This window comes from Maribacter algae (assembly GCF_047345745.1).
Lineage (GTDB): Bacteria > Bacteroidota > Bacteroidia > Flavobacteriales > Flavobacteriaceae > Maribacter.
The window spans coordinates 402,411-415,181 of the sequence record NZ_JBLFES010000001.1 but is presented as its reverse complement, the minus strand read 5'-3'; the positions used below and the strand labels follow the sequence as shown (position 1 = coordinate 415,181).

The 12,771-nt window shown below is 38.9% G+C and carries 13 protein-coding genes; 12 read left to right on the top strand and 1 reads right to left on the bottom strand.

Annotated elements, in window-relative coordinates; all coding sequences use genetic code 11:
- Positions 1 to 66: 66 nt before the first annotated feature.
- From ACKWBX_RS01900 to ACKWBX_RS01860, 9 genes are all read left to right on the top strand, one after another.
- Complete coding sequence (locus tag ACKWBX_RS01900; RefSeq protein WP_413966949.1) at positions 67 to 1,662, top strand: hypothetical protein; 1,596 nt, start codon at positions 67 to 69, stop codon at positions 1,660 to 1,662.
- Between the two features lie 216 nt (positions 1,663 to 1,878).
- Positions 1,879 to 2,310 carry a type II RES/Xre toxin-antitoxin system antitoxin gene (parS, locus tag ACKWBX_RS01895; protein ID WP_413966948.1) on the top strand — a complete coding sequence of 144 codons (432 nt, stop codon included), beginning with the start codon at positions 1,879 to 1,881 and terminating at the stop codon, positions 2,308 to 2,310.
- Positions 2,307 to 2,765, top strand: coding sequence for an RES family NAD+ phosphorylase (locus ACKWBX_RS01890; protein ID WP_413966947.1), 459 nt, complete (start codon positions 2,307 to 2,309; stop codon positions 2,763 to 2,765). Before parS ends, ACKWBX_RS01890 begins: the two co-directional genes overlap by 4 nt.
- Positions 2,766 to 2,945: 180 nt before the next feature.
- Positions 2,946 to 3,263: a hypothetical protein gene (locus ACKWBX_RS01885; protein ID WP_413966946.1), complete on the top strand. Its 318-nt coding sequence runs from the start codon at positions 2,946 to 2,948 to the stop codon at positions 3,261 to 3,263.
- A gap of 27 nt (positions 3,264 to 3,290) precedes the next feature.
- Positions 3,291 to 3,665: a hypothetical protein gene (locus tag ACKWBX_RS01880; RefSeq protein ID WP_413966945.1), complete on the top strand. Its 375-nt coding sequence runs from the start codon at positions 3,291 to 3,293 to the stop codon at positions 3,663 to 3,665.
- Positions 3,666 to 3,784: 119 nt separating this feature from the next.
- Entirely contained in the window at positions 3,785 to 6,940 is a 3,156-nt protein-coding gene (locus ACKWBX_RS01875; protein ID WP_413966944.1) for a WD40/YVTN/BNR-like repeat-containing protein, read from the top strand.
- Position 6,941: 1 nt separating this feature from the next.
- Entirely contained in the window at positions 6,942 to 7,511 is a 570-nt protein-coding gene (locus tag ACKWBX_RS01870) for a pentapeptide repeat-containing protein (protein WP_413966943.1), read from the top strand.
- Positions 7,512 to 7,601: 90 nt separating this feature from the next.
- Positions 7,602 to 8,093, top strand: coding sequence for a DUF6265 family protein (locus ACKWBX_RS01865; RefSeq protein ID WP_413966942.1), 492 nt, complete (start codon positions 7,602 to 7,604; stop codon positions 8,091 to 8,093).
- A complete protein-coding gene (locus ACKWBX_RS01860; RefSeq protein WP_413966941.1) occupies positions 8,094 to 8,444 on the top strand; it encodes a hypothetical protein in 351 nt (116 codons plus the stop codon).
- Positions 8,445 to 8,516: 72 nt separating this feature from the next.
- Here the strand turns inward: ACKWBX_RS01860 and ACKWBX_RS01855 are convergent, their stop codons facing one another.
- Entirely contained in the window at positions 8,517 to 8,981 is a 465-nt protein-coding gene (locus tag ACKWBX_RS01855) for a CBS domain-containing protein (RefSeq protein WP_413966940.1), read from the bottom strand.
- Between the two features lie 119 nt (positions 8,982 to 9,100).
- Here ACKWBX_RS01855 and ACKWBX_RS01850 point away from each other — a divergent pair, with 119 nt between their 5' ends.
- From ACKWBX_RS01850 to ACKWBX_RS01840, 3 genes are all read left to right on the top strand, one after another.
- On the top strand, positions 9,101 to 11,386 hold the full coding sequence (locus ACKWBX_RS01850) for a M20/M25/M40 family metallo-hydrolase (RefSeq protein ID WP_413966939.1): 2,286 nt from the start codon (positions 9,101 to 9,103) through the stop codon (positions 11,384 to 11,386).
- Positions 11,379 to 12,191, top strand: coding sequence for an SDR family oxidoreductase (locus ACKWBX_RS01845; RefSeq protein WP_413966938.1), 813 nt, complete (start codon positions 11,379 to 11,381; stop codon positions 12,189 to 12,191). The genes ACKWBX_RS01850 and ACKWBX_RS01845 overlap by 8 nt, the downstream gene beginning before the upstream one ends.
- 119 nt (positions 12,192 to 12,310) lie before the next feature.
- Positions 12,311 to 12,685, top strand: coding sequence for a hypothetical protein (locus tag ACKWBX_RS01840; RefSeq protein ID WP_413966937.1), 375 nt, complete (start codon positions 12,311 to 12,313; stop codon positions 12,683 to 12,685).
- The last annotated feature ends 86 nt before the right edge of the window (positions 12,686 to 12,771 follow it).

The following is a 12,771-nucleotide window of genomic DNA, read 5'->3' as shown; positions in this document are numbered from 1 at the left end:
TTTATGCCGCAAGTTAATTTCATTGCATCAATTGCAAATAAAATATTTCGTTATATTCCTCAAAAGTTGCAATATATAATTATGGTCGTTGATGGGAAAAGTTTAAAGCACCGGAATTTTAAATTGATTTCAATCTGGGGCATCACTATTATTGTCCTTGTACTATCACTTCAATTCATTACGAAATTTTCCATAAATCAATTTATACACGAAAAAATACCTTCCCATATTGAGTTCACCTATGAAAAACTGGACTTTAACATCCTCACAGGAAATTTATGTCTTTCCAACGTAGACCTGCGCATCTCGGACAGGGATAGTACCCAAATCCATACAGATTTAAAAGCAGACCATGTCAATTTATTAGATCTTGGTTATTCACAATTTTTTTTCGGGAACAGGATAGAAGCTGACCAATTGATTGTGGAAAACCCGCGTATACACTATTTGGATTCAAATATTGAAAAAAATAGTACTGGACCAAAAGGTGTGGTAAATCTTTTGAAGGAAATTAGGGTTGAAAAAATAGCCATCACGAATGGGCGTTTTAATTTTTCAAAGAGAAAAAACGATAGTCTCAACTTTCAGGTCAACAATTTCAATGTAACTATCGTTAATGGGCGTACTGGGCCAAAAACCATAACAGAACGGATTCCGTTTAAATATGACGATTATAGGATTACCGGAGGTGAAATTAACATGGATATGGGTGGTTATGAAACCCTTACACTCCAAAAAATAGTCCTTTCCAAATCAGAAGCCTTACTCAAGAATTTGACACTGAAATCTAAATATTCCAAGAAAGTATTGTCACAAATAATACAAAAGGAACATGACCATATCAATTTGAGTATTCCGGAATTTCATTTACAGGGAATAGATATTGGTGTTGCCGAGGAAGAATTTTACTTTAATTCTGAATATGGAAAAATACTTCGGCCAAACTTGAATATCCATAGGGATAAGTCGCTTCCGGATAACATCGTAAAAAAACAAATGTACGGCACAATACTTAAGGAAATTCCCATGCGCATAAGGGTTGATAGCCTTTTTATAAAGAAAGGAGAAGTACGATATGAAGAAAAATTAGATGATAATACGGCGGCAGGAAGTATATTGTTCGATGATCTGGCTTTTGAAATGTATAATATTGCCAATGATTACGCGGTAGGAGAAAATACCGTTGTAAAAATAACAGGGAAACTATCGGGTACCGCTCCTTTTACGATGGACTATCGTTTTGATATGAATAACGATAATGATGCTTTTACGTTAAAAGCCTCTCTTTTTAACCTGAAAGGTGAAAAGGTAAATTCTTTTTTACGCCCAAATTTAAATGCCCAAGTATTGGGCGAGGTCAACGAAATGTATTTCAATGTTTTTGGTAATGATATTAGTGCCCGGGGCGATATTAAAATGAAGTATGAGAATTTAGAGTTTGAAATGCTGAAAAAAGATGGTTTCAGTGTAAATAAGATTTTTTCGGCCATTGGAAATCTATTTATCAATGATGGTTCAAAAACAGATGAAGACGGTTATAGATATGGAAAAATTGATGTAGAGCGAAATCCTAATAAATCCTTTTTCAATTATACATGGATCATTACACAAGACGGACTCATTAGCGTACTCACCGGTGACGGAGAAAAGGTCAAGAATTAGCCATATTGACCTCTTGTATGTTTTGATTCAACATTCAACAAAATTTGTTCGAGTATTTCCCAACTAAAAAGCCCTCCTACCAAACGGAAAGACATCAAGAACCTGTTTTTTAACACCAACTATTATACAATGGATTAATCTTATAAAAGATAAATGACAAAAGTCTAAAAAATATAGACATTTTTCGTATATTTGTTTTGTCACTAAGTATAAAACATGAAATCCAAGAAATCTAAAATTGCCAACGGTGAATTTAACGATTGGGACGATGAGTCTAAGCGTTATGATATCATAACGCTTATTAGGGAAGGTATTCCTTACCATGATTTCCTTGGGCTCTTTGAGAACAATCCCTTTACGGACAAAGAATGGTCAGATTATCTTGGCATCTCCCCAAGAACTATGGACCGGTACAAAACTGGACAAAAGAGCTTTCCCGTGAAACAGTCCGAACGTATTTTGGAAATCAAACGATTATTGGATTTTGGGGAATCCGTTTTTGAAGACTATGATAATTTTATGGAATGGTTAGAGACAAAGAATATTCCCATGGGAGGTATTGTTCCAAAAAACCTGTTGGACACTACTTTGGGCATTAACATGGTACATGACCAATTAGGAAGGATTGAACATGGTATCCTTGCATGAAGGCATATAGACTTTCCAAAGAAAAATATAAAGCCGATTTATCGGGTATCGGTGCCGAAAAATTGGGTGGCCGGTGGAACAGTAAAGGCACAAGAATGGTGTACGCTTCGGATTCCCGTGCGCTTGCAAAGCTAGAGGTGGCCGTGAATATGGCCCTGAACAGGCTCCCCAAGAATTACTACATGACCATTATCGAAATTCCGGACAAGCTCATTTTTGAATACCCTGTGCAAAACTTGGTGGGGCATGATTGGAAAAACAACCCCCCTATAAAATTCACCCAAACCGAAGGCAATGCTTTTGTTCACAAAAATGAATTCTTGGCAATGAAGGTTCCTTCGGCCGTAGTGGACGGTGATTATAACTACCTCATAAATCCACAACATCCCCACGCAAGTAAAATTAAGATTTTGGGTAGCGAAAAGTTCAGTTTTGACTTGAGGTTGTTCAAGTAGGCTTTATTCAAAACTTTTCTTCAATTTCCTTCTTTATACATTGGGATATATTTAAATTTTATAAAGCAATGTAATGTCCGTTGGATTGAATAATTTTGGAACAAGGGTCAAAATAAGTTAGGAGATTCCGCTAACTTTCTACAAGATGTATCGGACATCCAAAATAAAATCCAATAGTTTATGGCGAACAAGACATATAGAACCTGTCAAAATTGCGGTACGGAAAACTTGAATAGGAATTACTGCAAACAATGCGGGGAAATCATCAATATAAATCTGAAAAGAAAGCTTAAACGAGAGCAGGAGGCGAAGAAAAAAATAGAATTGCAAAAAAGAGAGGACAAGAAAAAGAACAGGATTACTATTTTCTTTGAAAACGCCAAAGAACATGAAAATCTGATGATACGCTATACCGCTAAATTTTTCTATTCCATATGGGTCATTGTCATCGCCATAGGTTCGTTTCTGGCCTTATTATTTGGTTACATCGCAGCTTAATTTCAAACAATGTTTTAGCATACTTTCATGAGACACGTGAGACAATTTTATTTTCCGGTACTACTCATTCTTTCTTTAACGGTATATCTCCTGCAGCAGTTTGAAATGGAAATACCCAAATTGGCAAATAATTACCTCAACGACTTTTTATGCATCCCTATAGTGCTTAAAATATGTCAATATGCCGTCCGATATATTAAATCCGACGCAACCATAAAAATACCGCTACTACTACAAGTTATCATAGCCTTATTGTTTATATTCTATTTTGAAGGGGTGTTACCACAGCTGAACAGTAGGTACACCGCAGATGTTATGGACATTCTGGCCTATTCTCTAGGATTATCTTTATTTATAATGATTGAACATCAGGGCGGTCCAAAAACGCAAGGGATGATTTAAGCCAAAATAGCTATAGTAGTTAATAAGGAGCAATTTTTTACAACTTATTAAGGTGATTGAAAAATCCAAACTTGTTTTACTATCTTCAACTGGACTAATTTGAAAAACCGAGCAACACTATGAAATCCGCACCTTTTGTTCTTTTATTTCTTTTCATATCGATAATAAACGTTCCTGATGTACAATCGCAGCGCAGAAAAAAGAAAAACACTGCACCATTTATAAAGATTGAAGATTCCCTGTTCCACGGATTGAAATGGCGAAACATTGGTCCTTTTAGAGGAGGTAGAAGTGTAGCTTCTTCGGGCGTTGTGGGCCAACCTATGACCTACTATATGGGTACCGTTGGCGGTGGTGTTTGGAAAACCGTTGACGATGGGATAACATGGAAAAATATATCCGACGGATTTCTGAAAACAGCCACGGTAGGGGCCATTGCCGTTTCAGAAAGCAATCCCAATATCGTTTTTGCCGGAATGGGCGAACACGCTGCAAGGGGCGTTATGACCTCCATGGGGAACGGTATTTACAAATCTACCAATGCCGGTAAAACATGGAAACACGTAGGTTTGGACAAAACCCGGCACATTTCGGATGTAATTGTACACCCCAAGAATCCGGATATTGTTTTTGTCGCGGCACAAGGTGCACAATACGGTGCAACTACAGAACGTGGCATTTATCGTTCTACGGATGGCGGTACCAATTGGGAAAAAGTCCTTTTTGTAGATAATAATACGGGGGCTTCCAGCCTGTCCATGGATATGAAAAATCCCTTGATCCTATATGCCGCTATGTGGCAGCATAGGAGATACCCATGGCGTATGGAGTCCGGTGGCAAAAGTTCCGGACTTTACAAATCTACGGATGGCGGCATTACTTGGAACAAATTAAAAGAAGGCTTGCCAAAAACATTTGGGAAAGCCGGGATATCCGTTTCCAGGGCGAATCCGGAACGGGTCTTTGCCGTAATCGAAGCGGAAGGTGACGAGGGCGGCGTGTACCGTTCGGACGATGCGGGCAAAAAATGGAAACAAATCAACAAAGACCGTATCAATATTGCCCGTTCCTGGTATTATATGGAGATTTTTGCGGATACCCAAAATGAGAATATTGTTTACGTGCTAAATGCACCTGTGACGAAGTCTATTGATGGCGGAAAAACATTTACCCCACTTCCCACACCGCATGGGGACAATCATCATTTATGGATTCACCCAGAGAACAATCAAAAAATGATCAATTCCAATGATGGTGGCTCCAATATTTCCAATAATGGAGGAAAAAGCTGGAGTACCCAACAAAACCAAAATACGGCACAGTTTTATCGCGTCATTACCGACAATTTGGTCCCGTACAATGTTTACGGAGGGCAACAGGACAATTCTACCGTGGCCATTACCAGCCGCACCAATGATGCCGGTATCGACTGGAAAGACTGGTACGCCGTGGCGGGTGGGGAAAGTGCCTTTTTGGCCTTCGACCCCGATAATCCTATGTTAATTTATGGAGGCACCTATCAAGGAAATATTGATAAATGGAATGCCGAAACCAAAGAATCCAAACCCATTAAAGAATACCCTGAACTTGGATTGAGCGTAGCCCCGGAAGATTCTAAATATCGGTACAATTGGAACGCTCCTATCATTACTTCTCCGCAGGATAGAAAAACTATTTACCACGCAGGAAATGTAGTGTTCAAATCTACTGACGAAGGACAAAGTTGGGAAGTAATAAGCCCCGATTTAACAAGAGACGAAAAAGACAAGCACGGTGTTGGTGGTGCACCCTATACCAATGAAGCTGCGGGAGGTGAAAACTACAATACGCTCACCGCTTTAGTGGCATCGCCACATGAGGAAGGTGTACTGTGGGCAGGGAGTGATGATGGCTTGGTACATGTGACCAATGACGGCGGCCAAAACTGGAACAATGTTACTCCAGAAGGTATCAACAATGGCATTATCAATACTATTGAAGTATCACCTCATGATTCTGCATCAGCTTATATTACAGTAATGAAATATAAGTCCATGGACTTAAAATCATACATTTATAAAACGAAGGACTATGGTAAAACATGGGCTAAGATCACAAATGGCATAACGGGAGACCATACCTTTGCCAGAGTCGTGCGTGAGGACAGGAAACAAAAAGGATTGCTGTATGCCGGAACGGAAACCGGACTTTTCATTTCCTTGAACGATGGTGAAAATTGGCAACCTTTTCAACTCAACTTGCCCGTAACGCCCATCAATGATTTGACCATTCAGGATAATGATTTAGTTGTGGCCACTGCGGGTAGGGCTTTCTGGATTCTGGATGATGTTGCCGCTGTTCAGAATATCAAAACGGCAAAGCAGGCCGTAACTATTTTTCAGCCAAAGGATACGTATCTATTTTTTGGAGGTCATTCTGAAAAACCAGTTCCCGGTCTAGGGGAAAACCCAAAAAGTGGCGTCACGTTCGATTATTATCTGGACCAAAAACTGGACAGCACCGAACTTACGTTAGCGGTGCTACAGGATGGAAAAATCATCCGCATCCTAACCAATCAAGAATCAAAAGATTTTAAATCGTGGCCCGGTGGACCCTCAAAACCTCAAGTTTTGCCATCCAAAAAGGGGTATAATCGCTTTACATGGGACTTTAAAAAGGAAAGCCTCCCGTCCGTGGACAAGGTTTTTGTTTTTGGAGGTCTCGAAGGTTCTGCCGTTGGGCCCGGCACCTACACCCTGAGACTTACTACGGGAAAAGATACTTCGGAGACCACAGTAAATATTTTACCAAATCCAAAAGTGAAAGCCAACATGACCGACTATAAAGAACAACAGGAACTGTTGGATACGATCGAAAGTACTGTGAGAGAAATCCATACTTCCGTGAATGCCATGCGTTCCGCAAAAGACCAATTGCAACAATATGATGCGCTCTTGGAAGATGATGATAAAGCGGAAACGTTATTGGTTAAGGGAGATTCGCTCATGAAGCGCATCACCGCTTGGGAGGAAAATTTAATTCAGCCCAAACAAAAAACCTTTCAAGATGTCATTAATTTTACCAATAAGCTCAATGCACAATTGCTACATCTTAGGGGCTATGTAGATGCCGTAGAACCAAAAGTCACCGCAGGGGCCAAACAGCGTTTGCAAGATGTGCTAAGTCAATGGCAATCGTATAAAAAGGAACACGATGTTATTGTCAATGAAGAAATGAAGGAGTATAATGCCCTCTATGGAAAATTGAAAATTCCTGCAATCATTTTAAAGGAATAACATGCCAGATTTTATTTGCGATAAAACAGTTAAAAATCAAGATTTCACAAAAACCCGTTTGCCCAAAGCTGAGTATGAGAACTGCGTTTTTGAAGGCTGTAATTTTTCCGATGGTTATTTGGACAATCAGAATTTTATGGAATGTACGTTTCAGGATTGTAATTTGAGCAATGCCAATATTGTGCATTCACAATTTAAGGAAGTGCTATTTCAACATTGTAAAATGATGGGGCTAAAATTTGAAACCTGTAATGATTTCCTAATAGATTTTCGCTTTATGGATTGTGCCCTCAATTTAGCCTCCTTCAATGGATTATCGCTTAAAAAACAGTATTTTAAAGATTGTAAGCTTATTGAAGTAGACTTTACGGAAACCGACCTGACCGAAGCCTTATTTGCCAATTGTGACTTGAACAGGGCCATTTTTTCAGGAACCCAACTTAATAAAGCTGATTTTTGTACTGCCTATAATTTTAAAATAGATTTGGAACAGAACGCAATGAAAGGTGCTCAATTTTCAAAGGAAAATGTTGTGGGATTGCTTCATAAATATGAGCTTGTCATCAATTAATCCCCTGCTTTCTAGCTACTAAAGTTTGATGATGGAAAAAACAAATCCGTTTGTAGTCGGATAATTTGTACCTTGTTGAAAATAATCGCCATGAGAATCACCTTACTCGTACTACTGCTTACCATTGGGGCCATCAATGCCCAGAATACCATGTCCTTTTCGGAAGATACCGTTTCGCCTAAAGCTTCGATTTCGGAAATCGAATGGATGACAGGACACTGGAAGGGCGAAGCTTTTGGAGGTATCACCGAAGAAATATGGAGTCCGCCAGCTGCAGGTACAATGATGTTCGTTTTCAGATTGATTTCCGAAGGAGAAGTCAATTTCTATGAAATAGGGCATATTCGAGAAATAGAAGGCACATTGGCCTTTGAACTGAAACACTTTGGGAAAGACTTAAAAGGCTGGGAAGAAAAAGATGAAGTACAACGTTTTAAATTGATAAAAACCTCGGAGAACAGAATGTATTTTGACGGTTTTACTTTTGAAAAAGTAAGCCCCAATGAAATAAATATCTATGGGTTGATCCATAATAATGATGGTAGTGCAGATGAGGTTACCTTTAATTACAAAAGGCAATAGATGAAAAAGAAATGCCTAGAATGCGGCACGGAAATCATGGGCAGGATAGATAAAAAATTCTGTAATGACTATTGCCGCAACGCCTACAATAACAAAGTAAATAAAGACAGTAAAAACCTAATGCGCAACATCAACAATCGTTTGCGCAAAAATTATCGAATCCTGGACAGTTTCAAACTCAATGACGGAAAAACAAAAACGACAAGAACGCGCTTGTTGGACAAAGGTTTCGATTTTGATTTTATAACCAACCTCTACACCACAAAAAAGGGGACCACCTATTATTTTGTGTATGATTTAGGCTATCTACCGCTGGATAACGATTATTATATGATCGTGAAAAGAGAGTAAGCCACTCTAAAGAGAAAGTCTAATTCAGAGAATTAGAACTAAAGTTAACTTATTGGGGTTTGGGAAAGATTCTTATTTCCAGTTGTGCCCACTTAATTTCAGGGCAGCGATAACGATATCCTTTCTACTAATTTGACCTACCAATAGGCCATTTTTCATCACGGGAAGACGTCTTCTATTATGTTTGTCAAAAATACCTGCCGCATCAAAAATAGAGATGTCGTGTGGAATAGTCTCTACTTCTTTCGTCATAAAACGCTCCACGCTTTTATCAAGAATCGGTTGGTTAAAATAGCGACTTTCTGAAATTTGCTTCATGCAATCCGCTTCGGAGATGATACCCACCAAAAATCCGTTGCTGTCCAGAACAGGTCCCCCGGAAATGTGATGTTTGGCAAAAGCTTCCATTACTTCTAGAATAGATTGGTCCGGACTAAAATTCACTAACTTGGTGGTCATGTAATCCTCCACCAAAATAGGTGCTTTAAATTCTTTTTTTATGGCCTTCCGTACCCCCTGAAAGCTTTTGATTCCCATAGCAGATTATTTTTAGGTTGATTACTAAAGATAGAAAAAAATTATGGAATTCTTAAAAAAACTCGTTGTAAGGTGTCAGTCCCTCAATATTTTATAATTTTAGCGCAGAACCTTAACCAATGAAAAAAACAACCTCTGTACTTACATTACTCCTCCTCATTTTTGCCGTTTATTGGAGTTTTAAGGCGTTAATGCCCACGTATAGCCCCGATGCAACTTCTAGCGATAACTCCTTTTCTACGGATAGGGCGCTGACCCATATTAAAGAAATTTCAAAGGAGCCCCATGCCGTAGGTTTTAAAGGGCATCAACAAGTAAGGACCTATATTGTCAATGAACTGGAAAAACTGGGCTTGGAAACCACCATTCAAGAAGGATACACTGCCGGTGATTGGGCCAATTTATGCAAAGCCACAAACATTCTCGCCAAAGTAAAGGGTACCACCAACGGAAAAGCTCTAATGCTCATGAGCCACTACGATAGTAATCCACATTCTTCGTTCGGTGCCAGTGATGCCGGTAGCGGCGTAGCCACTATTTTAGAAGGGTTACGCGCTTTTTTGGCCGCTAACGAACAGCCCAAAAACGATATCATCGTTCTCATTACCGATGCCGAAGAATTGGGGCTTAACGGAGCGCAGTTATTCGTAAAAGAACATGAATGGGCAAAAGATGTAGGCCTCATTCTTAATTTTGAGGCCCGGGGAAGTGGAGGACCAAGCTTTATGCTCATGGAAACCAATCGTGGCAATGCCAACCTCATCAAGGAATTTATCAAAGCGAATCCAGAATATCCGGTGGCCACTTCTTTGGCCTACAGCGTGTACAAAATGCTCCCCAACGATACGGACCTTACCGTTTTTAGGGAAGACGCGGACATTGAAGGTTTCAACTTTGCCTTCATAGACGACCATTATGACTATCATACCGCTTTGGACACCTATGATAGATTGGACCGAAATACCTTGGCACATCAAGGGAGTTACCTCATGCCCTTGTTATCACATTTTAGCCAGTCCGATTTAGGCCAACTCAAAAGTCTGAGCGATTATGTTTATTTTAATGTCCCTTTCTTCAAAATGGTCTCCTACCCTTTTGGATGGATTTGGCCCATGTTGCTCCTTGCCTTCATTCTCTTTTTAGCTACCCTGATAATAGGTTTCAAGAAGAAGGTTCTAAACGGGAAAGATATTTTTAAGGGGTTTGTCCCCCTTCTATTTTCACTTCTTATAAATGGTATTGTAGGCTTTTATGCTTGGCGTTCATTAAAATGGCTATACCCTGAATATAAAGATATGCTACACGGCTTCACCTATAACGGTCATGCCTATATTTTTGCCTTTGCTTTTTTCGCAATGGGTATCTGTTTTTATGCCTATCATAAGTTTAAAGTGGTAAAAACACCAAATCTCTTGGTAGCTCCAATATTTATATGGCTGGTCATTTGTACCCTGGTCAATGAATATTTATCGGGTGCGGCGTTCTTTATCGTTCCAGTGTTGGCCATGCTCGTAGCCTTTTATATTTCGGTCCATCAAAAAAATCCGAATGCTTTTCTCCTAGTTTTTTTAGGAATTCCCGCTATTTTTATCCTCGCGCCATTTGTTAAAATGTTTCCGGTAGGGCTAGGCCTTAAAATGATGGTTACCGCTACCCTTTTTACCACTTTGATATTTTTCCTTTTGCTTCCTATTTTTACAAGATTCAGAAATAAAAGAGGACTGGCCATATTCAGTTTTCTTTTGTGCGTTGGTTTCATGGTCGCCGCACATATGAATTCCGATTTTACCGAAACATCGCCAAAACCTACCAGTTTGCTTTATGTTCTGGATACGGACTCGCAAACTGCCAATTGGGCCACCTATGACCAGAAACTTTCGGATTGGACGGCACAGTATATTGGTGATGATAAAACGGATCCCGCAGCACTTTCCAATAAAACCATCAGCAGCAAGTATGGTTCTGGTTTTAGTTACATTGCCGAAGCGCCTTTAAAGGAAATTGCCAAACCACTTATTGAAGTTTCAAAAGACACGGTAATTAATGGTAATAGACAGCTGGAAATCTGCATCACCCCAAAACGTAATATCAACAGATTGGAAATTTTCAATAATCAAATCGATATAAAAAAGGCTACGGTCAACGGCGTTGCCCTTTCCGAGTATTATCTATCACAAAGAGGCAGAAAAAAATTAATTACCCATTACGTAAGCGACAATGCCTACACCGAGTTGGAGTTGGAGATAGATGAAAAAGCCGACTTGGAACTCACCATTTATGAAGCGTCCAATGATTTACTGGAAAATAATCTTTTTAGCATTCCGCAAAGACCTGCTGACAACATCCCGATGCCTTTTGTATTGAACGATGCCATTTTGACCATTCAAAAACTAACCTTTGATTAAATCGGTCGCCATAATGGGTTGTGGTTGGCTGGGATTCCCCTTGGCCAAAAGACTGTTACAGGAGGGATATACTATAAAAGGTTCCACTACTTCTGAGAACAAACTGGAAACACTTCAAAAAGAAGGTATAGCACCCTATCTTATACAACTGACCGAGCATAAAATCATAGGGGATATTTCCGGATTTCTTCAAAACCAACAACTGTTAATAATCAACGTGCCGCCAAGGTTAAGGGGGAAAGGCTCTAAAGAAAGTTTCGTTGAAAAGATGAAGTTGGTAGCGGAAGCCGTAAAAAAATCGAGCATTAAAAAAGTCATTTTTGTTAGTAGCACCTCAGTGTATGGCGATATTTCTGGTGATGTTACGGAAGAGACTACACCTGTTCCCCAAACGGAATCTGGAAAACAACTTCTACAAAGCGAACTTCTATTCAAAAAAAGTTTAACGTCAAACATCACCATCATCCGTTTTGGTGGTCTTATTGGGCCGGACAGGCATCCGGTGACCATGCTATCGGGAAGAGAAAATCTGAGTGGTGGCAATGCCCCGGTAAACCTTATTCATTTGGATGATTGTATCCGTATTATTTCGGCAATCCTTAAAAAGGACCAATGGGGTGAAACGTTCAATGCCGTATATCCTCATCATCCCAAAAAACAGGAATATTACACTTTAGAAGCAAAAAAGAGAACTATAAAAGCACCTGAATATCAGAAAATTGACAATAAAAAATATAAAAAAGTAACTACTTGTAAGTATTTTCTTCTTAATTCTTACACTTTTCAGACCTCTATAGTTAGTTAATTCACCACGTTTTCTTCTAATTTCACAACATAACAGCGTAAATATCGTTAATAAATTACTGATTTTTAATTAGTTATCGATGAAATGCATAACTTTGAGTAACTCTAAAAAGAAATGTCATGAAAAAATCGAATTTAGGAAACAAGGTTTTATCGGACTTGGAAAAGTTGATTACGTTAAGTTGTAGCAGTCCTAGACTATTTAAAAAGTTTGAGCATTTGCACATTGCACTACTCAAAAAATACTATAATGCCGTTGATGTATCCATAGATTATCACAGACATAGAATCGAAATGAATATTGTTCTGGACGATAAAGCCTATAAAGCTGGGAAAGTAAATACTTACTTGCCCACTTTACATACGAATTTATTGTTTGACAACCTGAGAAGGTTTTTGAAATCATGTGTTGATAAAGACCATAAAAGTCTAGGTTTTTATGCTAAACTCTTGAATACCTTTAACACCAAAGAGAAGTCATATAGCTTGGCTTAGACCAAAAAAATAAATTTAATATTATAGAGGCATTCATGTGAATGCCTTTTTCTTTTTGCAACATTTAAAGCTTTCCTTAACAGCAT

Bases quoted from the DNA above. Each gene is read 5' to 3' on its own strand.
- parS (WP_413966948.1), top strand. From the start codon at position 1,879: ATGAAATCCAAGAAATCTAAAATTGCCAACGGTGAATTTAACGATTGG.
- ACKWBX_RS01890 (WP_413966947.1), top strand. From the start codon at position 2,307: ATGAAGGCATATAGACTTTCCAAAGAAAAATATAAAGCCGATTTATCG.
- ACKWBX_RS01885 (WP_413966946.1), top strand. From the start codon at position 2,946: ATGGCGAACAAGACATATAGAACCTGTCAAAATTGCGGTACGGAAAAC.
- ACKWBX_RS01880 (WP_413966945.1), top strand. From the start codon at position 3,291: ATGAGACACGTGAGACAATTTTATTTTCCGGTACTACTCATTCTTTCT.
- ACKWBX_RS01875 (WP_413966944.1), top strand. From the start codon at position 3,785: ATGAAATCCGCACCTTTTGTTCTTTTATTTCTTTTCATATCGATAATA.
- ACKWBX_RS01870 (WP_413966943.1), top strand. From the start codon at position 6,942: ATGCCAGATTTTATTTGCGATAAAACAGTTAAAAATCAAGATTTCACA.
- ACKWBX_RS01865 (WP_413966942.1), top strand. From the start codon at position 7,602: ATGAGAATCACCTTACTCGTACTACTGCTTACCATTGGGGCCATCAAT.
- ACKWBX_RS01860 (WP_413966941.1), top strand. From the start codon at position 8,094: ATGAAAAAGAAATGCCTAGAATGCGGCACGGAAATCATGGGCAGGATA.
- ACKWBX_RS01855 (WP_413966940.1), bottom strand. From the start codon at position 8,981: ATGGGAATCAAAAGCTTTCAGGGGGTACGGAAGGCCATAAAAAAAGAA.
- ACKWBX_RS01850 (WP_413966939.1), top strand. From the start codon at position 9,101: ATGAAAAAAACAACCTCTGTACTTACATTACTCCTCCTCATTTTTGCC.
- ACKWBX_RS01840 (WP_413966937.1), top strand. From the start codon at position 12,311: ATGAAAAAATCGAATTTAGGAAACAAGGTTTTATCGGACTTGGAAAAG.